24 protein-coding genes are annotated in these 24527 nt (G+C 68.9%); 9 read left to right on the top strand and 15 right to left on the bottom strand.

Going from position 1 to position 24527, the window contains the following annotated elements:
- Positions 1–41 precede the first annotated feature (41 nt).
- Positions 42–1031: a DnaJ C-terminal domain-containing protein gene (locus ACPV3N_RS08210; protein ID WP_440116501.1), complete on the bottom strand. Its 990-nt coding sequence runs from the start codon at positions 1029–1031 to the stop codon at positions 42–44.
- Positions 1032–1234: 203 nt separating this feature from the next.
- Between ACPV3N_RS08210 and pdxH the strand changes: the two genes are divergently transcribed.
- Genes pdxH through ACPV3N_RS08195 form a run of 3 tightly spaced genes read left to right on the top strand, consistent with a single transcriptional unit; the run spans position 1235 to position 3578 of the window.
- Positions 1235–1858 (top strand): pyridoxamine 5'-phosphate oxidase, encoded by a 624-nt coding sequence (pdxH, locus tag ACPV3N_RS08205; RefSeq protein WP_440116499.1) that lies wholly within the window; start codon positions 1235–1237, stop codon positions 1856–1858.
- Positions 1855–2805, top strand: a complete 951-nt coding sequence (locus ACPV3N_RS08200; RefSeq protein WP_440116497.1) for a cation diffusion facilitator family transporter — start codon at positions 1855–1857, stop codon at positions 2803–2805. Before pdxH ends, ACPV3N_RS08200 begins: the two co-directional genes overlap by 4 nt.
- A complete protein-coding gene (locus tag ACPV3N_RS08195) occupies positions 2802–3578 on the top strand; it encodes a PhzF family phenazine biosynthesis protein (RefSeq protein ID WP_440116495.1) in 777 nt (258 codons plus the stop codon). The genes ACPV3N_RS08200 and ACPV3N_RS08195 overlap by 4 nt, the downstream gene beginning before the upstream one ends.
- Here the strand turns inward: ACPV3N_RS08195 and ACPV3N_RS08190 are convergent.
- Complete coding sequence (locus ACPV3N_RS08190) at positions 3563–4687, bottom strand: serine hydrolase domain-containing protein (RefSeq protein ID WP_440116493.1); 1125 nt, start codon at positions 4685–4687, stop codon at positions 3563–3565. The genes ACPV3N_RS08195 and ACPV3N_RS08190 overlap by 16 nt on opposite strands.
- A 29-nt stretch (positions 4688–4716) precedes the next feature.
- On the opposite strand from ACPV3N_RS08190, the gene ACPV3N_RS08185 reads away from it, so the two are divergent.
- Complete coding sequence (locus tag ACPV3N_RS08185) at positions 4717–5064, top strand: hypothetical protein (protein ID WP_440116492.1); 348 nt, start codon at positions 4717–4719, stop codon at positions 5062–5064.
- Here ACPV3N_RS08185 and mnmA read toward each other — a convergent pair.
- The gene (gene mnmA / locus ACPV3N_RS08180; protein ID WP_440116490.1) at positions 5031–6224 is read right to left on the bottom strand and encodes a tRNA 2-thiouridine(34) synthase MnmA; all 1194 of its coding nucleotides are present in this window, start codon (positions 6222–6224) and stop codon (positions 5031–5033) included. The two genes, ACPV3N_RS08185 and mnmA, sit on opposite strands and share 34 nt — an antisense overlap.
- Before the next feature lie 138 nt (positions 6225–6362).
- On the opposite strand from mnmA, the gene ACPV3N_RS08175 reads away from it, so the two are divergent.
- The 3 genes from ACPV3N_RS08175 to ACPV3N_RS08165 all read left to right on the top strand — a co-directional run bounded on the left by ACPV3N_RS08175 (position 6363) and on the right by ACPV3N_RS08165 (position 7388).
- On the top strand, positions 6363–6668 hold the full coding sequence (locus tag ACPV3N_RS08175) for a hypothetical protein (RefSeq protein WP_440116488.1): 306 nt from the start codon (positions 6363–6365) through the stop codon (positions 6666–6668).
- Complete coding sequence (gene sciP / locus ACPV3N_RS08170; RefSeq protein ID WP_259960525.1) at positions 6665–6964, top strand: CtrA inhibitor SciP; 300 nt, start codon at positions 6665–6667, stop codon at positions 6962–6964. The genes ACPV3N_RS08175 and sciP overlap by 4 nt, the downstream gene beginning before the upstream one ends.
- A 157-nt stretch (positions 6965–7121) precedes the next feature.
- Positions 7122–7388 (top strand): GlsB/YeaQ/YmgE family stress response membrane protein, encoded by a 267-nt coding sequence (locus ACPV3N_RS08165; protein WP_259960524.1) that lies wholly within the window; start codon positions 7122–7124, stop codon positions 7386–7388.
- 76 nt (positions 7389–7464) lie between these two features.
- Here the strand turns inward: ACPV3N_RS08165 and msrB are convergent, their stop codons facing one another.
- The 4 genes from msrB to ACPV3N_RS08145 form a co-directional block, all read right to left on the bottom strand.
- The gene (gene msrB / locus ACPV3N_RS08160; RefSeq protein WP_440116485.1) at positions 7465–7959 is read right to left on the bottom strand and encodes a peptide-methionine (R)-S-oxide reductase MsrB; all 495 of its coding nucleotides are present in this window, start codon (positions 7957–7959) and stop codon (positions 7465–7467) included.
- 41 nt (positions 7960–8000) lie between these two features.
- On the bottom strand, positions 8001–9329 hold the full coding sequence (locus ACPV3N_RS08155) for a cytochrome P450 (RefSeq protein WP_440116483.1): 1329 nt from the start codon (positions 9327–9329) through the stop codon (positions 8001–8003).
- Between the two features lie 128 nt (positions 9330–9457).
- Positions 9458–10681 (bottom strand): ABC transporter permease, encoded by a 1224-nt coding sequence (locus ACPV3N_RS08150; RefSeq protein ID WP_440116481.1) that lies wholly within the window; start codon positions 10679–10681, stop codon positions 9458–9460.
- Positions 10678–11673 (bottom strand): ABC transporter ATP-binding protein, encoded by a 996-nt coding sequence (locus ACPV3N_RS08145; protein WP_440116479.1) that lies wholly within the window; start codon positions 11671–11673, stop codon positions 10678–10680. The genes ACPV3N_RS08150 and ACPV3N_RS08145 overlap by 4 nt, the downstream gene beginning before the upstream one ends.
- 58 nt (positions 11674–11731) lie before the next feature.
- Here ACPV3N_RS08145 and queG point away from each other — a divergent pair, with 58 nt between their 5' ends.
- A complete protein-coding gene (queG, locus tag ACPV3N_RS08140) occupies positions 11732–12775 on the top strand; it encodes a tRNA epoxyqueuosine(34) reductase QueG (RefSeq protein WP_440116477.1) in 1044 nt (347 codons plus the stop codon).
- Here queG and ACPV3N_RS08135 read toward each other — a convergent pair.
- The 8 genes from ACPV3N_RS08135 to ACPV3N_RS08100 all read right to left on the bottom strand — a co-directional run bounded on the left by ACPV3N_RS08135 (position 12759) and on the right by ACPV3N_RS08100 (position 22657).
- A complete protein-coding gene (locus tag ACPV3N_RS08135) occupies positions 12759–13985 on the bottom strand; it encodes an NAD(P)/FAD-dependent oxidoreductase (protein ID WP_440116475.1) in 1227 nt (408 codons plus the stop codon). The genes queG and ACPV3N_RS08135 overlap by 17 nt on opposite strands.
- Before the next feature lie 45 nt (positions 13986–14030).
- Complete coding sequence (locus ACPV3N_RS08130) at positions 14031–18794, bottom strand: NAD-glutamate dehydrogenase (RefSeq protein ID WP_440116473.1); 4764 nt, start codon at positions 18792–18794, stop codon at positions 14031–14033.
- A 154-nt stretch (positions 18795–18948) separates the two neighbouring features.
- The gene (locus tag ACPV3N_RS08125; protein WP_440116471.1) at positions 18949–19932 is read right to left on the bottom strand and encodes an LLM class flavin-dependent oxidoreductase; all 984 of its coding nucleotides are present in this window, start codon (positions 19930–19932) and stop codon (positions 18949–18951) included.
- On the bottom strand, positions 19929–20756 hold the full coding sequence (locus tag ACPV3N_RS08120; RefSeq protein WP_440116469.1) for a tetratricopeptide repeat protein: 828 nt from the start codon (positions 20754–20756) through the stop codon (positions 19929–19931). The genes ACPV3N_RS08125 and ACPV3N_RS08120 overlap by 4 nt, the downstream gene beginning before the upstream one ends.
- Entirely contained in the window at positions 20726–21496 is a 771-nt protein-coding gene (locus ACPV3N_RS08115) for an alpha/beta fold hydrolase (protein WP_440116467.1), read from the bottom strand. The genes ACPV3N_RS08120 and ACPV3N_RS08115 overlap by 31 nt, the downstream gene beginning before the upstream one ends.
- A 155-nt stretch (positions 21497–21651) precedes the next feature.
- Positions 21652–21864, bottom strand: a complete 213-nt coding sequence (locus tag ACPV3N_RS08110; protein ID WP_440116465.1) for a helix-turn-helix transcriptional regulator — start codon at positions 21862–21864, stop codon at positions 21652–21654.
- The gene (locus ACPV3N_RS08105; protein ID WP_440116463.1) at positions 21861–22469 is read right to left on the bottom strand and encodes a hypothetical protein; all 609 of its coding nucleotides are present in this window, start codon (positions 22467–22469) and stop codon (positions 21861–21863) included. Before ACPV3N_RS08105 ends, ACPV3N_RS08110 begins: the two co-directional genes overlap by 4 nt.
- A gap of 2 nt (positions 22470–22471) precedes the next feature.
- Entirely contained in the window at positions 22472–22657 is a 186-nt protein-coding gene (locus ACPV3N_RS08100) for a hypothetical protein (protein ID WP_440116461.1), read from the bottom strand.
- A gap of 148 nt (positions 22658–22805) precedes the next feature.
- On the opposite strand from ACPV3N_RS08100, the gene ACPV3N_RS08095 reads away from it, so the two are divergent.
- Positions 22806–24452 carry an alkaline phosphatase D family protein gene (locus ACPV3N_RS08095; protein ID WP_440116459.1) on the top strand — a complete coding sequence of 549 codons (1647 nt, stop codon included), beginning with the start codon at positions 22806–22808 and terminating at the stop codon, positions 24450–24452.
- The last annotated feature ends 75 nt before the right edge of the window (positions 24453–24527 follow it).

Genomic DNA, 24527 nt, shown 5'->3' with positions numbered 1-24527 from the left:
CGGTAGCGGCCTGCCGCGCGGGGCCGCGACGCCGGACGGGCCTAGACGCCGAGCTTGCTGCGCGGGTTGCGGTCGTCCTGCCAACCTTCGAGCCGCTTGGCCAGTTCCGTGACGTCACCGGGCAGGTCGATCTCGAGCGTCACCAGCTGGTCGCCGCGCTTGCCGTCCTTCTTCGAAAAGCCCCTCCCGCCAAGCCGCATCACCGTGCCGCCGCTGGTGCCCGGCTTGATTGTCAGCATGACCGGACCGTCGACTGTGGGAACCTTGACCTTGGCGCCGTGGACCGCCTCCGCCAGCGTGATCGGCAGGTCGAGCCGCACGTCGCTGCCGTCGCGCCGGAAGAACGGGTGGCGGTCGACCGATATGGTGACGATCCCGTCTCCTGCACCCCCGGGACCCTGCTGGCCCTTGCCCTTGAGACGCATCTGGGTGCCGTCCTCGAGGCCGGCAGGCAGCTTGAGGTCGATCGTCTTGCCGTCGGCCAGCGTGATGCGCTGGTCCTTGCGGGCGGCCGCGTCGACGAAGGGCACGCGCAGCTTGTAGGCGATGTCGCCGCCCTTCTGCGGCGGGGGCGGGCGGCGCTGTTGGCCCGCAAAGCCGCCGCCCATGCCTCCGAAGGGGCCACCGCCGCGCGCCGACCGCGCGCCTCCGCCTCCGAAGAGGCCCTCGAAGAGATCGCCGAGGTCGACTCCGTCGGCCTCGCCTGCGAAGCCGCCGCCCCGGAACGGATTTTCGCCGCGCAGGTCCTCGGGCCGGAAGCCCCCGCCGCCGAAGCCGCCGCGCCCCATCCCGGCGAAGGGATTGGCAGGATTGCCCTCCGCGTCGATCTCGCCGCGGTCGAACGCGGCGCGCTTGCCCGCGTCCGACAGCAGGTCGTAGGCGCGCGTCACCTCGGAAAAGCGCTCCGCCGCCCTGGGGTTGTCCTTGTTGCGATCGGGATGCAGCTCCTTGGCGAGCTTGCGATAGGCGGACTTGATGTCCTTCTCGCTCGCGGACCTGGGGACGCCTAGGGTTGCGTAGGGATCGGCCATGGCGTGTTAGCTAGGTGACACGCCCGCCTCCTGCAAGCAGCGAGACTTTCCTACACCTCGCGCGCGGGTTAGGAGCGCGCCATGGCTCGTTCCTTCGACCGTCTCGTGCAGCGCAAGGCCGGCATCCGGCGTCGCCCCGTTTTCCTTTGCCATGACTGTGTGACAAGTGTGACACGCGCCGCCTGCGGACGGGACGTCGCCCGATGAACGACGCACGTTCCGCACTGCCCGAAGGCGACCCGCTGGCCCTGTTCGGTCACTGGTACGCCGAGGCCCGGGAAAGCGAGCCCAACGATCCCAACGCAATGGCGCTCGCCACCGCGACGCCGGGGGGTGCGCCGTCGGTGCGGATGGTTCTGCTCAAGGAATGGGGCACCCACCTGGGACCGTGGGGCGGCTTTACCTTCTACACCAACGCGCAAAGCCGCAAGGGCGGGGAAATCCTCGCCAATCCGCAGGTCGCGCTGCTGTTTCACTGGAAAAGTCTGCGCCGGCAGGTCCGCATCGAGGGACCGCTGACCGAGGTGTCGCCCGAGGCGGCCGACGCCTATTTCCATTCGCGCGCCTTCGTCAGTCAGGTCGGTTCTGCGGCAAGCGACCAGTCGCGCCCGCTGGCAGACCGGCAGACCTACATCGACCGGGTCGAAGCGATCGAGGCGGCCTGCAAGGCGGCAGGAGAAGTGCCCCGCCCGCCCTACTGGACCGGGTTCACCCTGGCGCCCACCGCGATCGAGTTCTGGCTGGACCGGCCGGGCCGGCTGCACGACCGGCGGCGGTTCACCCGGGCACAAGGGGGCGGCTGGACCAGCACGCTGCTCTATCCATGACGGGCGACGCACGCGCGACCCGCGCCAACCTTACCCGCAGCGCGGCGCTTGCCTCGATCGCGATGGCGCTGTTTCTCGGCGTGCTGAAGGGCTGGGCGACCTGGCGCACCGGATCGACCGCGATGCTCGGCAGCCTTGCCGACACCTCGCTCGACCTCGTCGCCAGCCTTGCGACGCTGTGGGGGGTGTGGTGGGCCGCGCAGCCCGCCGATGCCGAGCACCGCTGGGGCCACGGCAAGGGCGAGGCCCTGGCGGCAATTTTCCAGGTGATGCTGATCGCGATCTCGGCCGCGGCAATCGCATTCCGCGCCTTGAGCCGCCTCGTTTCGGGTGGGCCGGAAACCACGGCGGCAGGCGAAGGAATACTTGTCTCGGGCGTGGCCATCCTGGCCACCTTCGCGCTGCTCGCCTGGCAGCGCCACGTCATCCGGCGCACCGGAAGCATCGCGATCCGCACCGACGCCTTGCACTACAAGTCGGACCTCTTCCTCAACCTCGCCGTAATCGCCGCGCTGGTGCTCGACCAGTATCTGGGCTTCGCGGCGGCCGATCCGCTGTTCGGGCTGGCTATCGCAGCCTGGCTGCTGCTGGGCGCGTGGCGCGCGGCGAGCGAGGCGGTCGACCAGCTGCTCGACCGCGAATGGCCCGAGGACAAGCGGCTCGCCTTCGTAGCGGCCGCGGCCGAGCATCCCGAGCTGTCGAACCTGCACGACCTGCGCACCCGCTCCTCCGGCGCGCACGATTTCGTGCAGTTCCATGTCGACCTGCCCGCCGAGATGACCGTAGGCGAGGCGCACGACGTTATCGACAAGGTGGAAGAGGACCTGTGCCGCCGGTTCCCCGGAGTCGAACTGCTGATCCATATCGATCCCGCCGGCCACGTCGACGAGCCGGGCAACCCGCTGGTCGAGGAAGACCAGTTCTCGCGCCTCGATTCGACGCCGTGAGCCTGCGCTACTGGCACGTCGATGCCTTTGCCGCGCGGCCCTTCGACGGCAACCCGGCCGCCGTGGTGCTGGTGGAGGACTGGCCGGACGAGGGGCTTCTGCAGGCCGTGGCCGCCGAGAACGGACTGCCGGCAACCGCGTTCGTCGCGCCCGACCGGGCGATCCGCTGGTTCTCGCCTTCGGGCGAGATCGCGCTCTGCGGGCATGGCGCGCTGGCCGCCGGCCATGTCCTGCTGGAGGCCGAAGGCGGGGAAAGGGCCGCATTCCGCACTGGCGCCGGAACCGCGATCGAAGTGGTGCGGGACGCGGGAGCTTATGCGGTGGCGCTTCCCGCAATCCGTACCCGGCCTGCCGACCCGGGCGATGCGGCGCACGTGCTTGGCGCACGGCCGCTGGAAGCATGGTGCAGCAACGCGCGCCACCGCATTCTACTGTTCGCGAGCGAGGCCGCGGTGCGCTCGCTCGCACCAGACGTCGCCGCGCTCGCCGCGGGTGCGAACGACCAGCTGATCTGCACCGCGCCGGGCGACCGGACCGACGTGGTCAGCCGGGTCTTCGTCGGCGGACCGGGCGCGCGCGAGGATGCGGTGACCGGCTCGGCCCATGCCGCGCTGGCCCCGTTCTGGGCACCGCGCCTGGGCCGGGATCGCTTCACCGCGCACCAGGCCTCAGCGCGCGGTGGAGACCTCGAGTGCCGGATCGAAGGGGACCGGGTGTGGCTGACGGGGCGCTGCGTGACGATCGCCAGGGGCGCGCTCTACCTTCCGGGGTAAAGCGCGATCACGTCGGCCAGCTGGGGCATCAGCACGCCGCGCTCGTCGGCGTCGGAATGGCCGAGGCGGACCACGGTCAGCCTCCGATCGGGCGCGACGAGGACATACTGGCCCATGTGGCCTATCATTGCGAACAGGCTTTTCGGTCCGCGCTCCGCAAACAGCGGGTCGTCCCCCTCCGGCGGGTCGCGATTGAGCCAGGTCTGCGCCCCGTAGTTGCCGCGCCGGGGCGACGGGGTGGCCATGAACTCGACCCACCGGCGCGGAACGATCTGGGTGCCGCGGTAGCTGCCTTTGTTGCGCAGGAACTCGCCGAACCGCGCCCAGTCGCGCGCGGTCGCATGCATCAGGCTGCCCCCGACGAGAGTTCCCGACCGGTCGAACTCGGGCACGATGGAGGTCATTCCGAGCGGGCCGAATAGCCGCGTCTGCAGGTAATCGGCCATGGCCTTGCGCCGGGCGTCGGGGTCGGTGCTGGTCGTCAGTGCCCGTGCGGCGATGTCGGCGAGGATCACCGTGGTGTTGCTCGAATACTCGAACCAGGCGCCGGGTTCGGCCTCGAGCGGCTGGCTTTCGGCGAAGGTCGCCATGTCGTCGCGCCCGTCGAGAAAGAGCATGCGCACCTCGCTCGATTCGTAAGGTACGTCGCCCGATTCGGTGTGGCGCAGGCCGCTGCGCATCTGCAGCAGTTGCCGCAGGGTGATCTCCCCGCGCGGATCGCCCGGCCGCCGCCAGCGCGGGATCGGCGGCGGCTCGTCGAGCGTGAGACGGCCGTCGGCTATCAGCATCCCGATCATCGTCGCGGTCACGGTCTTGGCCATCGACCAGCTGACGAAGCGAGTCTGCGGGCCGTAACCCGGCGCATAGCGCTCCGCCGCGACCGATCCGGCGTGCATGACGACGACCGCACGGGTCTCGCCCAGGTCGTCGATCGCGAACAGGTCGTCGACCTCGCGCGCGATCTGCTCGGGCGGGGCGCCCGGATCCGGCTTGACCGCGCCCAGCGCCTCTTCGGTCAGCGGCGGCGGGGCTTCGGAGCGCGACGAACACGCGGTCAACACGGGCAGCAGGGGTGGCAGCAGCAGGACGGCGGCGATAAGGGGACGCATCGGCGGGGCTTCGCACGGAGGGAATCGGGTTGGCAACGGGAAAGAGGACGGCACGCGGCAGGCGAAGCACCGGCGGTCTCTTCTGGCTCGCCGCACTGGTCGTTGCCCTGCTCGCGCTGTGGTTCGCTTTCGGGACCGCGGCAACCGGGTATGCCAACGCCGCCACCGCCTACAGCGCGCGTGTCGCCTGCTCGTGCCGATTCGTCGCGGGCCGCGATATCGAGGATTGCGCGAAGGACAAACTGTCCGGGATGGAACTCGTCACGCTGTCGGCCGACGACGACGACAGGTCGGTGACCGCCCGGCTGCTGATCGTCAGCGACACCGCGCGAATGAAGCCGGGCTACGGCTGCGTGCTCGACCCCTGGGACGCCTGAACGGCGGGTTCGGTCGCGTCGATCCAACCGCCGCCAATCACCCGCTCGCCGGCATAGAGCACCGCCGCCTGCCCCGGAGCGACACCGAATTCAGGCGCCTCGAAGCGGATCGTGGCCGGCGCACCGTCTCCGAGCGCTCCCTCCACCATGACCGGCACGGGCCTGGCGAGGCTGCGGACCTTGGCCGTCACCGATCCTGCGGGGACCGGGCCGATGCGGTTGGTCTCGACCAGCCGCGCGGCCCCGACCGCGAGGAGGGCCTTGGGTCCAACGCGCACTTCTGCCGCTTCGGCATCGATTCCGACGACGTAGAGCGGTTCGGGCTGTCCGCCGATCTCGAGCCCGCGGCGTTGGCCGACGGTGAAATGGATCACGCCCCTGTGCTCGCCCAGCCGCTCCCCGGTCAAAGCGTGGACGATCGCGCCCGGCCGCGCGCCTGCGGGGCGCAGCCTGGTGACGATCTTCGCGTAGTCGCCGTCGGGCACGAAACAGATGTCCTGGCTGTCGGGCTTTGCCGCGTTGCGCAGCCCGGCGGCCTCGGCAAGCTGGCGGACCTCGGCCTTGGGCAGGGCGCCGAGCGGGAACCGCAGGAAATCGAGCTGGGCCTCGGTCGTCCCGTAAAGGAAATAGGACTGGTCGCGCGCCGGGTCGACGGCGCGGTGCAGCTGCGGTCCGGCCGTCCCGACGATGCGCCGGACGTAGTGGCCCGTCGCGAGGCAATCGGCGCCCAGCTCGCGCGCCATGCGCAGCAGGTCGGTGAACTTGGGTCCCATGTTGCAGCGGATACAGGGAACAGGAGTCCGCCCGGCGAGGTAGTCGTCCGCGAACCGATCGACCACGTCCTCGCGAAACGCGCTCTCGTGATCGAAGACATAGTGCGCGATCCCCAGTCGGTCGGCCACAGCGCGCGCATCGCGGATGTCGTCGCCCGCGCAGCACGCGCCCTTGCGGCCCGTGGCGGCGCCGTAGTCGTAGAGCTGCAGGGTCACTCCGATCACCTCGGCCCCGCTGGCATGCGCGAGCGCGGCGACGACCGACGAATCGACCCCGCCCGACATCGCCACGACGATGCGGCAATGCTCGGCATCGTGCGGCAGGTCGAACAGCGCGGCGGCGGCGCGGGGCGCGAGGAGCGCGGGAAGGGTTGCGGACGGGCTCATGGTCTTGATACGGGCGCGGCCCTTACACGCACCTGCCCCGCGGCGCCAGTTTTGCGGGCCCTGGGGCTTCCAAGCTCCTAACCGCGGGTAAATTCGCGCTTTACCGCTTCTTGACCGATAGGCGTCTATCAGCGGCGAATGTTCGAAGCAGCCATCCTGCCGGCCGCCGCGGAAAGCGGCACGGGTCTTCGCCCGCTCGAGTGGGGCGAGCTTGCCGCGCGATTTTCCGCCGCCCGCGACGTGCGCGCTCACCTCTGCCGTCCGATGATTGCGGGAAGCAGCTTCGGCGCGCGCGCGGCCACCGGACTGCCGCACGATTCGAGCCGGGAGGAATACGGCGAACGACCTGTTAACCTTGTAGGTTTAGAGGCCATGAAACCGCTTGCGACGATAACCGCAGCCACAACGCACAACGTGGCCGAGGGCGACCAGGGAACGCAATGATCGAGAACCAGAAAATCCGTCCGGCCCAGGTCATCGGCCCGCTCGGCGAGCCGCTGGGCATCGAGGACCTGCCGCCGCCCGATACCAAGCGCTGGGTCGTGCGCCGCAAGGCCGAGGTGGTCGCCGCGGTCAACGGGGGCCTGCTGACCATCGACGAGGTGCTGGAGCGCTACGGCCTCACCCTCGAGGAATTCGCCTCCTGGCAGCGCGCGGTCGACCGGTCGGGCATGCAGGGCCTGCGGGTCACGCGCATTCAGCACTACCGCGATCTTTACGAGCGTCAGCTCAAGTACTGATTCACCCCTGGCACTCCGGTCGGCTTTCCGTCCGCCCAAACCCGCAAGTCATCCCCTTCCCCCCGACTGGTCGCAGTCGGGGAACGCCTTGCCGTGCCCGCCGTTTCACCGGCATACAAGCAAGTTCGGGCGCAAAAACTAGAGGAGTGCCGGGAAAATGGGATGGATTATCGCAATTATCGTTGGCGGCGTGGCCGGCTGGCTGGCGAGCATGGTGATGGCGCGTGACGCGTCGATGGGTATCCTGTGGAACATCATCGTCGGCATCATCGGCGCCGTGATCGGCAACTGGCTGGCATCCGCGCTCTTCGGCATCGAAGGTACGATCCAGTCCTTCAACCTGACGGGCTTCATCATCGCGATCGTCGGTGCGATCGTGCTGCTGGCAATCGTCAATTTGGTCCAGCGCGGACGAGTGCGCTAAGCGTTCAATCGTTACGACACGAAAGGGCGGCGGAGCGTCGGCTCCGCCGCCCTTTTTACGTTCCCAGCGCGACGGCTCAGGCCGGGCGGAACGTCATGGCCGCGCCGTTCATGCAGTAGCGCTTGCCGGTCGGCTTGGGTCCGTCGTTGAACACGTGGCCGAGGTGCCCGCCGCAGTCGGCGCAAAGAACCTCGGTCCGCGGAATGCCGATCTTGTAATCGGTGTCGGTGGCGATCGCACCGGGCAGAGGTTTCCAGAAGCTTGGCCAGCCGGTGCCGCTGTCGTATTTCGTCGCCGAGGAATAGAGCGCGTTGCCGCAGCCTGCACACAGGAAGGTGCCCTTGCGGTATTCCTTGTCGAGCGGGCTCGAGAAAGGCCGCTCGGTGCCCGCCTCGCGCAGGATCCGGTACTGGGTCCTGGTGAGTTTCGCCTTCCACTGGGCGTCGCTCAGCCCCTTGGGCCACGCCTTCGCCTCGGCCGCCGACGAACCGCCGCAGGCTGCAACGATGGGAACCGCTGCCCCGGCGCCCAGCCAGGCCACGAACGAACGGCGTGATGTGCGGACTGTCATGCGGGCACCATAGCACGGTTTTCCTGCGGCCCGCATGAACGTCAGAACTCGGTGACCTCGACTTCCAGCTTGCGGAAGCCGTGGACGAAGTTCGCGCGGACCCGTTCGACGTCGCCCGCGACATGCACCCGCATGCGCCGCTTGTGCATTTCCTCGAGCAGGACGCGCAGTTGCAGTTCCGCCAGCCGTGCCCCGACGCAGCGATGGATGCCATAGCCGAAAGCGAGGTGACGGCGGGCGTTCTCGCGCGTGATGTCGAGCCTGTCGGGGTTCTCGAACACGCTCTCGTCGCGGTTGGCCGAGATGTACCAGAGGATGAGCTTCTCGCCCGCCTTCACGGTGTGCCCGAACAGTTCGCTGTCCTCGGTCGCCTGGCGGCGCATGTGGGCGAGCGGGGTCTGGTAGCGGATGCATTCCTGCACCGCGTTGGGAATGAGGTCCGGTTGCTCCTCGAACAGCTTGCGCTGATCGGGGAACTTGTCGAACGCATGGACGATCCCGCTCATCGTGTTGCGGGTGGTGTCGTTGCCGCCGACGATGAGCAGGATGAGGTTGCCCATGTATTCCTCGGGGCTCATCTGGTTCATCGCGGGAGAGTGGATCATCATCGAGATGAGGTCGGGCCCGGGCTCCTTCTGCGCACGCTCCATCCACAGCTGGGTGAAATAGGCCCCCATCTCGCGGATGATGCCCTGCCGCTGCAGGTCGAGGTCGCGGATCAGGCCGATCTCGGTGTCGCCCGCCCAGTCCGACCAGAACGTGAGCAGCCGGCGGTCCTTCCACGGGAAGTCGAACAGGATCGCGAGCATCCCGGTGGTCAGCTCGATCGAGACGGTGTCGACCCAGTCGAACACCTCGCGCCGCGGCAGGGTGTCGAGCAGTTCGCCGGTGCGCTGGCGGATCTCGTCCTCCATGTCGGCCATGTTGGACGGGGTGAACTTGGGCGCGACAGTGCGCCGCTGGCCGGTGTGCTTGGGCCGGTCCATCGCGATGAACATCGGCAGTTCGAACCGGTCGCGGCCGAGCTCTGCCAGCTGCTCGTCGGTAAGCCGGTCGAGAATGGTGATGCCCTCGGCTGACGAATACAGCTCGGGCAGCGCCTCGATATGCTGGATGGCCCTGTGGCTGACGACGTTCCAGTGCGGGCCGAAGGGGGTGTTTTCGACCTTGTGCAGGTCGCCCGCCGCCCGCATCTCGCGGAAGATCGGCTGCCAGCGGTCCTCGTAGTAGATGTCCGACCGGCTGACGTCCCACTTCTCGGTATGTTCGGGCACGGCCTGGGGGTTCTTGCGAAGCGCCTCCTCCAGCGCGTCGGCGGCGCGGGGCGAGGTTGTCCATTCCTTGGGCGCTTCGAGTGGCTGGGTGGCCATCGACTCTCTCCTGTTCGGGCGACTCCCTGCGGGCCGCCTCTGGTCGCGGGCTATCCTGCGCCTACTTACTGCAGTGTCAATAGCCAGTTGCTAAATGCGACCGATATTGCCGCGCGGGGAAGGCTTCCTCAGCCCCGTGCGCGTGCAAAGATGCCGCGCTTCTTCACGGGCGAGGGCCCGGACTTCATCACGCGGCGCCGGAACATCCCCGCGCCGAACCGGACGAAAAGCGCGACCCATAGCGCCTGCCACGCGAGCGCCAGAATATGGGGCCACAGCGCGGCTTCCTGCGCCGCACGGCTGACCATGGCATAGGGGTTCGAGAGCGGGAAGCCGAGCGCGGCGAGTTCGGCCGGCGAGCCGAGGCTGCTCGTCGAATAGGTCGCCAGGAAGAAGACGCCCAGTTGCAGCATGGTCGCCGGCAGCGAGAGCGTCTGCACGTCGCGCACGGTCGGCGCCATCGCCCCGATGGTGAGATAGATCGACCCGATGAGCAGGTAGGCCATCGAGAAGTAGACGAAGAACAAGAGGATGAAGAGCGGCCACCCGACCGCTGGCGCCGCGGGCGGCTGGAGCGCACCGCCACCAAGCGAGAGAACGAGCCCCGCTACCCCGCCCCACACCGCGATACCGACGAAGCTGACCCCGAGCATGGCGAACAGCTTGCCGATGAACACCGCGTCCATCGGGATCGCGGCGGCAAGGATCTCGATGATCTTGTTCGCCTTTTCCTCGACGAGGTTGGACATGACCATACCCGCGAGCAGCATGGTGAGGAGAAACATCAGCGTGAGCCCCGCGGTTGCCGTCTGGCTCCGCGCGCGCTTCTCGCTCGACTGGCTCGTGCTGGTGCGGGCGAGCGCGACCGAAGGGAAGGTCCCGGGGCCGTCGAGCGCGGCCGCGGCGATCAGCGCGACCGGCCCCTCCCAGCGCTCGATGCGCTCGGCGGTGCCCGTCAGCCTGGGCGCGGCGAGCGTCCCGCTGAGGACCGCGCCGTAGTTCCGGTCGCCTTCGCCGAGCAGCGCCGCGGGCGAAGGCGCGCGGTTGCCGGCCACGATCTCGATTCGCGGAACCTCGACCCGTTTGTCCAGCCGGGCGTGGGCCGCCTCGAAGGCCCTTGCCTCCTCCCCGGACAGCACGACCGCCAAAACCGGAGGGTCGGCATTCCGGGCCGCGCTTCTGCCGAGCGAGGCCGAGCCGAGGAGGACCAGGCCGAAAAAGACCGGCCCGAGGAGAAAGAACAGGAATGCCTTGGAAAACAGGATCGCCCCGAAATCGCGCCTGGCGATCACGAAGGCGGCCTTGGCCAGCGGCAGGCGGCTCATCGGCGTGTCATCCGGCTGCGGGGTCATCGCGCCTGCTCCGCCGGGCTCGCTTCGTCGAGCGCGCGTGCCGCCGCCTCGCCGGCGATGTGCACGAAGGCATCGTGCAGGCCCGCGCGCTCGATCGACAGCGAAAGGATGCCTGCGTCGCCCTCGATCAGGGCGCGAAGCAGCGGCTCGATCCCGCTCTCGGGGAGCGAGAACGTCCAGAACCTGCCCTCGGCGCGGGCGTCTGCCGGCAGTGCGGCGCGCCAGGGACCCTCGCGGGCTTCGGTCTCGAGCCGGACCTGCGCCGGAATCCGGTCGCGGGCGGCGTCGACGCTGCCTGCGTATGGCACCTTGCCGCCGGCGATGATCGCCACGCCCTGGCACAACCGCTCGGCGTGGGCGATGACGTGGGTCGAGAAGATCACCGTGGTCCCGGTGTCGGCCAGCGCGCGGATCATCCCTTCGAGCTTGCCCTGGTTGATCGCGTCGAGCCCGCTGAACGGCTCGTCGAGGACGACGAGACGCGGCTCATGGACCAGGGTGCCCAGCAATTGCACCGTCTGCGCCATCCCCTTCGACAGCTGCCGGATCGAACGATCCGCCGCGTGGCCGAGGCCGTGTTCTTCGAGCAGGGCACGGCCGCGCGCCTTCGCCTCCGCGAGCCGCATCCCGCGAAGCGCGCCGAGAAAGCCGATCGCCTCGTAAGCCTTCATCGAGGGATAAAGCCCGCGTTCCTCGGGCAGGTAGCCGATCAGCCGGGCGATATCGTGCGGGCGTTCGTGACCGAATATCCTGCGCACTCCCTCGTCGGGATCGATGATGCCGAGCAGCATGCGCAGCGTCGTGGTCTTGCCGGCGCCGTTCGGTCCGAGCACTCCGTAGATCGCCCCTTGCGGCACCGACAGGTCGACCCCGTCGACTGCGATCGTTCCGTCGAACCGCTTGACGAGCCCGCGCGCCTCGATCGCTAGCGGGATGCCGGGGGTGACGGGCCGGTTGTCGGGAGCGGCGGTTGCGCCTAGCGGGACGTGCATGGCTGCGGGCGTTAACCCTGCGGCGTGAACGGGAGCAACCCCAAGGTTGGTTAACGCCATGGTTCCGCCCGATCTGCGGGCACGGCTGATCGAACGGGCGCGGGTCGAGGGATTCGCCGCGGTCGGTATCGCGCCCGCGACGCTCGACCGCGGCGAACAGCTGTCCCAGTGGCTGGCGGGCGGCAATCACGGAACGATGGACTGGATGGACCGGCGCACGGACGAACGAGGCTCGCCGCAAGGGTTGTGGCCCGAGGCGCGGAGCGTGATCGCGCTGGGCATGAGTTACGCCCCCGAAGCCGACCCGCTCGCGCTCGAGGCCCATCCGGACCGCGGCAGGGTCTCGGTCTATGCCCAGGGCCGAGACTACCACGACACGGTCAAGAAGGCGCTGAAGCGGCTGGCGCGCTGGCTCGTGGCCGAGGTGCCCGGTGCAAAGGTCAAGGTCTTCGTCGATACCGCGCCCGTAATGGAAAAGCCGCTGGGCGAAGCGGCAGGGATCGGCTGGCAAGGCAAGCACACCAACCTTGTAAGCCGCGCGCACGGCTCGTGGCTGTTCCTTGGCGCGATCTACACGACGCTCGAGATCGTGCCCGATGAACCGCATCCCGACCGCTGCGGATCGTGCGACGCGTGTCAGCGCGCCTGCCCGACCGACGCCTTTCCCCGGCCGTACAGGCTCAATGCGCGGCGCTGCATCTCGTATCTGACCATCGAGCACGCAGGTCCGATCCCGTACGAGTTCCGCAAGGCCATCGGCAACCGCATCTACGGGTGCGACGATTGCCTCGCGGTCTGCCCGTGGAACAAGTTCGCCGATGCGGCGGCCGCGAACCGTGCTTTCCTGCCGCGCGCCGAACTGGCTGCGCCGCGCCTCGGCGAACTGCTCGCGCTCGACGACGCGGCGTTCCGCTCGCTGTTTTCGGGCAGTCCGATCAAGCGCGTTGGACGGGTCCGGTTCGTGCGCAACTGCCTGATCGCGGCCGGCAATTCGGGCGATCGGGCGCTGCTGCCGCAGGTTGGAATGCTGACGGGCGACCCTGACCCGGTGATCGCCGAGGCCGCGCGCTGGGCCCTGAACGAGCTTACAGCAGGTCCTTGAGGGGGCGCTCGATGTCGGCGAGAGCGGCGGGGTCGGGCGCGGCACGGGCTTCGATCAGCTTGCGGCCCTGGACGTAGTCCTTCGTCGCGTTGACGCAGTCGAGCGCGATCACCCGGCCTTCCTTGAGGTAGATCACCGAAAATTTTGCCTCGGCCGGGTCGCCGCGCACGACCGTCGCATCGTGGCCGATCGACAGCCCCGCGGTCTGCAGCCTGAGGTCGAACTGGTTCGACCAGAACCACGGGAACGCGCGGTAGGGTTCCTCCGTGCCGGTAATGTGCCGGGCGACGGTCGTCGCCATGTCGTTCGCGTTCTGCACCGATTCGAGCCTGATGACCGCGCCATCGGCCCACGGATTGGCGTGCGCCGCGCAATCGCCGATCGCGTAGATATCGTCGAGGACGGTGCGGCAGTATTCGTCGACGTCGATCCCGTTGGCGCCGGCGGCGCCCGCGGCGATCAGCGGTCCGGCCGCTGGAACGATGCCGATTCCGACGATAACCATGTCGCAGTCGATCGTTTCACCGTCGGCCAGAAAGACCCGGCGGACCCAGCCGTTTTCCCCCTCGATCCTCTCGACCGTGGCGTCGAGCCGCAAATCGACTCCGCGGGCGCGGTGAAAGTCCTGGTAGAACTCGCTCAGCGCCTCTCCCGCCACGCGCGCAAGAACGCGCGGCAGCGCCTCGAGAAGGGTGACGCGGCAATCCAGCTTGGTGAGCACGGCGGCAGCCTCGAGTCCGATGTATCCGCCGCCCACGACCACCACGCGCCTGGCGCCGTGGTCCAGCTCGGCCATGATCCTGTCGGCATCGGCCTTGTCGCGCACCGCGTGCACGCCCGAAAGGTCTGCGCCGCTGCACGACAACCTGCGCGGATCGCCGCCGGCGGACCAGATGAGCTTGCCGTAGCCCACTTCGCCGCCGCCACCCAGCTTGACGACGTGCGCCTCGGGATCAACCCCGATGACGGCTGTGCCTGCCATGATCCTCACCCCCCGCTCTTCCCAGAAGGATGGTGGGCGGATCAGAATCCGCTCGAACGGCTTCTCGCGGGCGAGATATTCCTTCGACAGCGGGGGACGCTCGTAGGGCGGCTCGGGGTCGCGGCCGATGATCAGGATCGACCCGTCGAACCCCTGCTGACGCAGCGCGATCGCCGCCTGGGCGCCCCCATGGCCCGATCCGACGATGACGACATCCGCGCTATCCATGCGCGGGGGACTTGGCCAGCGGACCGTCCATCGTCAAGCCGGTAGCTACCGGCCGAGCAGGTTGCGTGCCTGGCTGGCGATCTGCGCGAGCATGGCCGGTGCGACGGGGCTGTGAGTCTGCGCGCGTCCGATCACGCCGCGGAACTGGCGCACGGCGGCCGCATTCTCCTGCGCCCAGGTGGCGACGGCTCCGGCCGGATCGTCCTTCGCGCCCTTGCGCCGCGACAGCCGGCGGAGGAAGTCGAGCCGCATCTGCTGAAAGTCGCGCGACAGCCCCGCGACGAGCATCCGTTCCCAGACGTCAGACGGATTCATCATCGCCGCGGTCCCTTGCGCCCAGTCGAGGCCGAGCCGGTCGCCGAGATCGGTGAAGGCCGAGGTCAGCGCGCGAGCGTCGATTTCGGCCAATTGCGAGAGCGAGGCAAGGCCGACGGCCCCGTCGAGATCGTAGAGGTGCACGACCTTGGCCGCGAGTTTTTCGGGCGCGCCCATCGCGACGAACTCGGCGATCAGCGCGTCGGACTGCTTGCGCGAGGAATCGGGCAGCAGGTCGCCCGTGGCGGACGACAGCTGTTCGATCCGGCTGTGGAGCGTCGCGATCATCCTGCTGGGCGGGGTGGTGCTGGCGCCGACGCGGATCAGGTCGGCCATGTGGCTGCGCAGCGCGCCTGCGGTGTGGCGGAACATGTAGATCCGCGCGCCTTCCGGCATCCGGGCCGCCTCGAGTTCGGCCCAAAGCGCCTGCACGCCGAACAGCTTGTCCGCCGCCACGAACGACGCGCAGACGTCGGCAAGGCCGACCCCCTCCTCGTCCGACAGCTCGAAGACGTGGACGAGCCCCATCCGGTTGATCACCAGGTTGGCAAGGGCGGTCGCGACGATCGCCCGGCGCAGCTGATGGCTCTCGATCTGGCGCCGGAAGTCCTTGCGCATGGGGGTGGGAAAATACCCCGCCAGCAGGTCGTCGAGCGCGGAATCGTCCGGCAGCGAAGATTGTTCGATCGCGTCCTGCAGGACCAGCTTGGTCGACGAGAGTAGAACGGCAAGCTCGGCTCGCGTCAGGCCCTGCCCGTCGCTGGCGCGGTGCGAGAGAACGTCGCTCGGCGCGAGTCCCTCGGTCTTGCGATCGAGCGCGCCGCGCGCCTCCAGCGATTCGATCAGGCTGAGCTGGGCGGCCATCGCCTCCGGCCCGCCGGCATGTGCGATCGACAGGGCGAGCGCCTGCAAGCGGTTGTCTTCGAGCACCAGGGCGGCGACCTCGTCGGTCATCGATTCCAGCAACTTGACCCGCTTGGCCTCGCTGAGCTTGCCCGCCCGCTTGGCCGCGGCGAGGGCGATCTTGATGTTGACCTCGTTGTCCGAGCAGTTGACGCCGGCGGCATTGTCGATGAAGTCGGTGTTGATCCGGCCCCCCTGGCCATCGTCGCCACCGATCAGCGCGAACTCGATCCGGCCCGCTTGCGTAATCCCCAGGTTGGCCCCTTCGCCGATGACCCGTGCGCGCACCTCGCTAGCGTCGACCCGCAGCGCATCGTTCGCCGGATCGCCGACCTGCGCGGTCGCCTCGTGGCTGGCCTTGATGTAGGTACCGATGCCGCCGAACCAGATCAGGTCGACCGGGGCCTTGAGGATCGCCGAGATCAGCGCCTCGGGCTCGATCTCGGTCGCCTCGATGTCGAGTGCCGCGCGGACCTCCTTCGAAAGCGGGATGCGCTTGAGCGACCGCGCGAACACGCCGCCGCCCTTGCTGATCAGCTTGGGATCGTAGTCCTCCCAGCTCGACCGGGCGAGGCCGAACATCCGCTTTCGCTCCTTCCAGCTCGCGGCCGGGTCGGGATCGGGGTCGAGGAAGATGTGGCGGTGATCGAACGCGGCCACCAGCTTGATCGCCTTCGACAGCAGCATGCCGTTGCCGAACACGTCGCCCGACATGTCGCCGCAGCCGACGACGCGCGTGGTATCGGCTTGGACGTCGATGCCCATCTCGAGGAAGTGGCGCTGGACGGAAACCCACGCGCCCTTCGCGGTGATCCCCATCGCCTTGTGGTCGTATCCGTTCGAGCCGCCGCTGGCGAAGGCATCGTCGAGCCAGAAGTCGCGCGCTTCGGCGATCCCGTTGGCGATGTCGGAAAAGGTCGCCGTGCCCTTGTCGGCAGCGACGACGAAATAGGGGTCTTCTCCGTCGTGGACGACGACGTCGGCGGGATGGACGACCTTGCCGTCCTCTATGTTGTCGGTGATCGACAGCAGCGTGCGGATGAAGATCTCGTAGCTGGCGCGGCCTTCGGCCGCCCATGCCTCGCGGTCGCGCGCCGGGTTGGGCAATTGCTTGGGATAGAACCCGCCCTTCGCCCCGGTGGGAACGATGACCGCGTTCTTGACCCGCTGTGCCTTCATCAGGCCGAGGATCTCGGTACGGAAGTCGTCGCGCCTGTCGGACCAGCGCAGGCCGCCGCGGGCGATCGGACCCGCGCGCAGGTGGATACCCTCGACCCTCCGCGAATAGACGAAGATCTCTCGCCATGGCACGGGCTTGGGAAGGCCGGGAACCAGCGCGGAATCGAACTTGAGCGCCAGCGCTTCGCGCGCCGCGGGAGCGAACGCGTTGGTCCGCAGGACCGCCGAGATCGCCTCCTGGTAGAGCCGCAGCAGACGATCGTCGTTGATCGCCGCGACCTGGGTCAGGCCCTGGCGGATCGATCCCAGATGCCTCGCAGCCGCCGCATCGCGGTCGCCATCGAATGCCGGATCGTGGCGCGCCGCGAACAGCGAGACGAGCGGTACGGTAACCTGTGGCGCGCGGCGAAGCGCATCGACGACCGTGTAGATCGTGAAGCCCATGCCGGTCTGCCGCAGATAGCGATAGAACGCGCGGAGCCAGTCTGCTTCGTGGGACGACAATCCGGTCCCGAGCACGAGGCGGTTGAACGGATCGTCCTCCGCCGCGCCGTTGAGAACGTCGGCGATCGCCTCCTCGATCTGCATCGCGCGGTCGAGCAGCGGCTCGGCCGTGTCCCCTTCGCCGAGTTCCAGCGTGAAATCGTGGATGGTCCCGAACCGGCCGACCCCGTCCTCGCCCGCGCCGAGCGGCGTGGGCACTTCCTCGAGCACGCGGAAACCGAAGTTCTCGAGCGCGGGCACCGCGTCCGACAGCGCGAGCGCACCGGACATCTGGTAGACCTTCAGCCGCAACCGCCCGGGCTTGTCGCCCGGCATGCGGAACAGACGCACGTCGCGCATCGGCAGCGCGCCGTCGTCCTCGGAATCGAGCGCGGCGAGGCGGCGAAGCCGGCGCACGTCCTGCGCGGCCTCGCCCGGCCCGTAGGCAGCGCGGTAGGCGGTCGGGAAGCTTTCGGCGAAACGCGCCGCCAGCGCCGCGGCGCGAGAGGTCTCCTCGCCCGTCGCGACGAGTTCGCTCTCGACCGCTTCGCCCCATCCGCGCAGCAGCGCCTGGATCGACGCCTCGATCCCGTCGGCGTCTGGCGCGCCGGTGCTTTCGCGATAGTCGAGCACGTAGCGCAGCATCGCCAGGTTGCCGCCTTCGACCTGCAGGCTCCAGTCGAGCGCCTTGGCGCCCGATCCTTCCTCGAGCAGGTCCTCGATGCGGTTGCGCACCTGGGTCGAGAGCATGTCGCGTGGCAGCCAGACGAACGCGAAGAGGTGACGGCTGAGCGGCGCCTCGACGAGCGCGAGCCGCGGGCGCGGCCGGTCGACCAGGCTCATCATCGTCGTCGCAACGCGTTCGATGTCGTCGTCTGAAAAGCCGATCACGAGGTCATGTGGCAGCGCGGTCAGCGCGTGGACCAGCGCCTTGCCGGCGTGGCCGTGTGGATCGAATCCGAACTTCGCGGTGAGATCGGCCAGCTGAGTGCGCAGGCGCGGCACCTGCGCCGGTGGGGTCGCGAGCGAGGCGCTGGTCCATACACCCGCGTGAATCGACAGCGCGGCGACCTTTCCGCTCTCGATCACCGGGACGATGAACAGGTCGAGCGGAACCCGCCGGTGGACGTTGGATATCCGGTTCGCCTTGACGATCAGCGGTGCCCGGCCGCGCCCGGCCCCGGCGTCGTCGAACCACGCGAAGGCCCGCTCGTAGCTGGGGTCGGCGAGGATTGCCCGCGCGCTCTTGCGACAGATGCCAAGCATCGAGGTCTGGCTGCCGTCGCGCCGGCGGGTCAGGTGGCCGAGCTGGGTCAGCATCCCGTCTTCGAGCCAGCGCAGCAGGGCCGCGCCTTCGCTGTCGGCGAGCTGTGCGGCATCGTCGAGCAGCACCTCGCGCATCTTCGGCCAGTCGGCGACTGCGGCGTGTACGTCGGCCAGCGTGACCTTGAGGTCGCGCAGGAGCTCGCGGCGCTGGCGCGCGTCGGCTCGCGGCGTCTCGATGTAGATCATCGATTCGCGCGCCGCCCCGCTCGCATCGCCGCCCTCGGGAAGCGCCGTGAGATTGCCCTTCGCATCGCGCCGGACCGGCACCACGGGGTGCAGCAGGCGGTCGATCGACAGGCCGTGGGCGGCAATCGTCGAGGCGATCGAATCGACGAGGAACGGCATGTCGTCGTTGATCAGAGCCAGCCGCATGAAGCGGCGTTCCTCGCTCGCCGAGGCGATTTCGATGACCGGCTCTCCCGGCTCGCGGCACCTGGCGGCTTCGATGACGAATTCGGCCGCTTCGAGCACGCGCTTGGCTTCCAGCGCGCGATCGTCGGGCAACAGCGAATCGCGCATCCGTTCGGCCAGCGTTTCGGCGCAGGCGCCGCTCCGCTTGCGGCGCGGCGAATCGGGGTTCGAACTCGGGACTTTGGCGGCCATCCTGCGTGCTCCGTCGACCCGTCGGTCGCGCGCGGGTCGCTATTATTTTGTTGCCGCGTGTCGCAGCAATGTGGCGCGCGTTACGCTCATGCGCCGAGCCTCGCAAGTCTGCGTGAGGGCCCGCCGCATTTCCACTACGCGTGACGCGCCCGGTTTATCCGGACAGCGCCTCGACAGTCAGCTCGAGCGACCGTTCGCGCGCCTCCGGGTCGAACGTCGCGCCGGAAACGATAATCTCGTCTGCCCCGGTGCGCTCGACGAAGCGGCCGATCGTCTCGCGCACCGTTGCGGGCGACCCGATTGCGCTCGCCTGCCCGATGTGCGCGAGCAGCGACTGGGCCTGGGCCGGAAGGCCCGCGCGGTAGTTGTCCACCGGCGGAGGAAGCTTGCCCGGGCGCCCGGTTCGCAGCGCGACGAAACTCTGCTGCTGGCTGGAGGCGAGCAATTCGGCCTCCGCATCGGTCTCCGCCGCGAACACGGTCATTGCCGCCATCGCATGCGGTCTCTCGAGCCAGTCGGACGGCTGGAACCGCTCGCGATAGAGTTTCAGCGCAGCGTCGAGGTGGTCGGGCGCGAAGTGCGAGGCGAAGGCGTAAGGCATGCCGAGCCTGGCCGCGAGGTCGGCGCCGAACAGGCTCGAGCCCAGCATCCACATCTCGACCCGCGCGCCGCGTCCCGGGATCGCCTGCACTCCGAGCTGCGGGTCACCGTCGAACAGCGCGCGCAGCTCCGCCACGTCCTGCGGAAAAAACTCGGACGCCTGGTGAAGGTTCTTTCGCAGCGCGCGCTGAAGCTCCGGCCCCGCGCCGGGCGCCCGGCCGAGCCCGAGGTCGATCCGTCCGGGGAACAGCGCGTCGAGCGTGCCGAACTGCTCGGCGATGACAAACGGGTTGTGGTTGGGAAGCATGATTCCGCCCGACCCGATGCGGATGGTGCGGGTGGCATTGCCGACGTGGCCGATCACGACAGAGGTCGCGGCACCTCCGATCCCTTCCATCGTATGGTGCTCGGCGATCCAGAACCGCCTGTACCCGTGCCGCTCCGCCGCTTGGGCGAGGCGCGCCGTGGCAGCGTACGCGTCCGCCAGCGTGCCGCCCTCGCGCACCGGCACGAGGTCGAGAACCGAAAGCGGGATCATTCCTCGAGCTGCGCCAGATACGTGTTCGCCGCGGCGGCCTGGGGACTGCCCGGGAAGGCCGCGACGACCGAAGCGAACGACTGCCTTGCCGCATCATCCCTGCCGCCGAGCGCGGCGATCACCCCCGCTTCGAGCCCGATGGCGGGATCGCGCGGCTCGATCAGGGCGGCGCGCTCGATGTGCTGCTGTGCCGCCATGAGATCGCCCTGCCTCCGGGCCAGCGTGGCCGACAGAAGCCAAGCCTGCGCATCGCCGGGGACCATGGCGCGCGCTTCGCTCAGCGCCGTGGCGGCTTCGCCCTCGCGGCCGAGGGCGACCAGCGCGGCCCCCCGGTCGAGCGCGACCGCGCCGACGAGGACCGCATCTCCCGCCGCTGCCTCCCGCGCCGTGTCGAGCGCCGAAAGGGCATCGGCGAACCGTGCGTCCGCCAGCATCGCGCTGCCGGCAAGCGCACCCATCCGCGCCCTGAAACCGGTGTCGTCCGCCTCGTCGCGTGCCGCCAGGAATGCAGCCGCCGCCGCCGCCCAGTCGCCCTGGTTTCCTGCCGCGACACCAAGGCAGTGGCGTCCCGTGGCGCGCTGCAGCCCGTCGGTGCGCGCGACCCACTCTTCCGCAAAGGCGCGCGCCTTTCCCGGATCGCTGCGCGCGGTGTCGAGGCAAAGGTCGATCGCTGCCCGGCTCGCTGACCGGTCGAGCATCGGGGCGGTGCGCACCGCCTCGCGGGGGGGACGGTCCTGCAACTCAGGCGGAACCGCGGTGACCGGCGAAGCGGTCGGCGCGATGCCGACCTGCATCAGGGCGACGGGGAGGAGGAGCTCGAGCATGGGTCTCCAGATGAGAGCAATCGGGCCACGCGCAAGAGCATCGCGATGTCCTGGTCGCGGCTCAGCCGGTGGTCCCCGTCCTTGACCAGCAGCAGGTGAACGTCGCTCGAACGCAGAGCATCGACAAGGCGGCGCGATACTTCCCACGGCACGTCGTCGTCTCGCATCCCGTGGATCAGCCGCACCGGGCAATCGATCGCGATCTCGCGGTCCAACAGCAGTCCGGCTTGCCCGTCGGCCCAGAAACGCGGGTGCATCGGGGTCGGCTCCGGCCCGTAGGGATTGGTATCGAAGACCGTTTCGCCCGCCGCTAGGCGCGACTTGTCCTGCTCGCTGTATCCCCACTCGGTGAAGTCGGGAGCGGCGGCAATGCCGACGAGGCCTTCCACCCGCGCGCCAAGTCGCAAGCCGGCGAGCAGCATCAGCCAGCCGCCCATGGAGGAACCGACGAGGATGGCCGGCCCGTCGATCAACGCCTCGACGAGCGCGACTACCTCGTCGGTCCAGCGAGACAGCGTCCCGTCGGCGAAGTCCCCGTCCGATTCGCCGCAGCCGGAATAGTCGACCAGGAGGCACGCGCGCCCCTGGTCCCGTGCCCAGTCGGCCAGCGCTGTCGCCTTGCCGCCGGTCATGTCCGACATGTAGCCGGGCAGAAAAACGAACGCCGGCCCCCGGCCCGCGATGAGCCGGTAGGCGATCCGGCGACCATCGGGCATCACGTGGAACGAAACCGGGACCATGCCCGGACCATGCCCGCGGGCGCGCCGGATTGGCAAGCCGCGGTTATTCGATCAGTGGAAGCAACACGGGTGGCCTGCTTTCGCCGTCCCGCCCGTCCTGCCGATCGTTTCGATCGCACGCGGCGGCGAGCAGGGCCAGCACGACGGCGGTCAGCCTAGGCATTGGCGCAATCTCCAGGATCCGGCTCGAACACGTCCTCTATGGCAAGGGCGAAGACCGCGGCAATGCGAAACGCAAGGGGAAGGGACGGATCGTAGCGTCCCGTCTCGATCGCGTTGACGCTTTGCCGGGACACCCCGAGTCGCTGGGCGAGGTCCTGCTGGCTCCAGTCGCGCTCCGCCCTGAGGACCCTGAGGCGGTTCTTCAAAGCGCCCCCCACGACCCGTAGGCAATGCGGTTGGCGACCGCGCCGAGCATCTGGCCGAAGAACCAGACGACGGCGACCCAGTATGCATCGACATGGGGGACGACCTCGGCGGCCTCGAGAAAGCCCCACAGTGTCGCCGTGCCCAGCGCGAGGGCCGTCGCGATGAGCACCTGCCGCACGACGAGCATGCGCTGGAACTCGTCGGTCTCCTCGACGATCAAGCGACCAATCGACCAGAACACGCCAAGGACCGCAAGCGCCGGCAGCACGGCCAGCGCGGCCCGCAGGCCGACCGACGCCGAATCCTCGGCACTGACCATCGTCTGCAATGCGAAGGCGAGCAGGTAAACTGCGGTGAAGGCCATGATGCGTCGGGTATAGCGCTGCCGGGCTTTGCCCCGGTTACCGCATGCCGCGTCGCGTGACGGATCGCCTGTGAGCCGAAGCGCCCGATAGAAGAGCGCGGCAGGAACGATCAGCGAGACGACCGCGACCGGCTTTCCGATCGCCTGGGCGAGTGCGAGCATGACGACCGCGCCGAACGCTGCGAACGCGAGAAGTGCCCAGAACGGGGGCGAGCGCCAAAGGTCGCCGACCGCGGCCATCCTCAGGCCATCCCGGGCTTGCACCGGCAGCCAGTCCGGCCGCTTCCGATCCAGGCGCCGGGGAACAGCGCGAGAAGCGCGATCGGACCGTATTCGCCGGCCCATTCGGGAACGAGCCCGTATACCGCGAGAAGCGCGAGGCCGATCATCGCTGCACCAAGAACAAGCGCCTTGTAGATCTGGCTCATGTCAAATTCCCTTTTCATGATGTAAAGGTTGTTTGTCATATTAAAGGTGGGGTGTCAAGTTTGCTTTCCAGTCACGCCTGGCGCTCCAGCCGCGTGCGATGACATGGTGTCCATTGACGCAGTCCCGTGGCCAACGGAGACTACGCTGATGCGCGAATCTTCCGCCCCGCCGCCTGCCTCGAGCCCGCTCGCGATGCTTGATCGGCGGCGTTTGCTCCAGGGCAGCTTCCTTGCGGCGGGGTTCGCCGCGGCGCCGCTTTCCGCCGGTATCGGGGGCGGGTTCACCCACGGCGTGGCGAGCGGGGAGCCGCAGGCCCGATCAGTCCTGTTGTGGACGCGCTACGTCGGGACCGCGCCCACGCGGCTGCGCTACGAGCTGGCCGAAACCAACGCTTTTTCCCGCACCGTTGCCGGGGGCGAGGTGGAGGCGTCCCCTGACCGCGACTGGTGCGCCAAGGCGGTGGCGGATGGGCTCGAGCCGGGCCGGTGGTACTACTACCGTTTCGTCGCCCCGGACGGCACGATGTCGGCTACCGGACGCACGCGGACCTTGCCCGAGGGGGCGACCGACCGCTTCCGGATGGCGGTTTTCAGCTGCTCTAATCTCGGCTTCGGCCACTTCAACGCCTACGCCCATGCGAACGAGGCCGACGAATTCGACCTCGCCGTTCACCTCGGCGACTACTTCTACGAATACGGTCCAGGCACTTACCCGACCGAAAGGCAGCGAGTTGCCGGGCGGCTTGCCGAACCGCCGGGCGAGACCGTGTACCTCGCCGACTATCGCCTGCGCTATGCCAGCTACCGCCGCGATCCCGACCTGCAGCGGCTGCACCAGCTGTATCCGATGATCGCGATCTTCGACGATCACGAGACAGCGAATGATTCGTGGAAGGGCGGGGCGGAAAACCATCAACCGGCAAGCGAGGGCCCGTGGACCGCGCGCACTGCGGCGGCAATGACGGCGCGCAGCGAATGGATGCCGGTCTCGGACGCGCCGTGGGCGGGCTACGACATCGGCGATCTCGCGACACTGCTGCGCGTGGAAACCCGCATCACCGCCCGAGACAGGCCGCTCGACCTGTCCTCGCTCGCCCGCGGCCTATCGCCCGATCGCCTGGCCAGCGCGCTCGAGTCTTTCCGCGGCGGTGCGTGGCGCGACCCATCCCGCACGCTGCTGGGTGACACGCAGGAGCGGTGGGTCGCAGCGACGATGGCCGCGTCGGTGCGCGCGGGGCGCCGGTGGCAGGTCCTCGTGCAGCCGGTGGTCATGGGCGCGCTGCGCCTGCCGACCGCGATCGATCTGAGGCTAGAGCCGGACCTCGCGAAGACGTTTTCCGGCCGCATGGCGGTGGCGACAGCCGTGTCGGACGCCGGTCTCCCGTTCAACATGGACGCGTGGGACGGATATCCCGCCGCGCGCGATCGGCTGCTGGCCGCAGCGCGCGAGGCCGAGGCGAATCTCGTCGTGCTGTCGGGTGACAGCCACAACGCCTGGGCCTGCGAACTCGGCGGAGCCGGGGTGGAGTTTGCCGGCCATTCGGTCACCTCGCCGGGCGCGGAAGCCTATTTCCAGGGCATCGCCCCCGCCGATCTGGCCGCCGCGCTCGTCGCGAAGAACCCGCAGCTCAAGTGGTCCGAGGTGTCGGAACGCGGCTACATGGCGGTGGAACTCACGCCAGCGCGGGCGAGCTGCGAATGGCGTTTCACCGAAGGGGTGCGCCACCGTTCGGCGGCCCTTGCAGGAACGCGCCGGATGGGCACCGACCATGGTGCCCGCCGGTTCACGGCTTGAGAACGCGCTCCTTCGCGGCTATGCCGGCAGCGATGATCTGCGGCCGCGCTCCTGCACTGACTACCACCACCCCGG

This window comes from Tsuneonella sediminis (assembly GCF_051912845.1).
Lineage (GTDB): Bacteria > Pseudomonadota > Alphaproteobacteria > Sphingomonadales > Sphingomonadaceae > Tsuneonella > Tsuneonella sediminis.
This window is presented reverse-complemented; position numbering and strand designations above follow the sequence as displayed.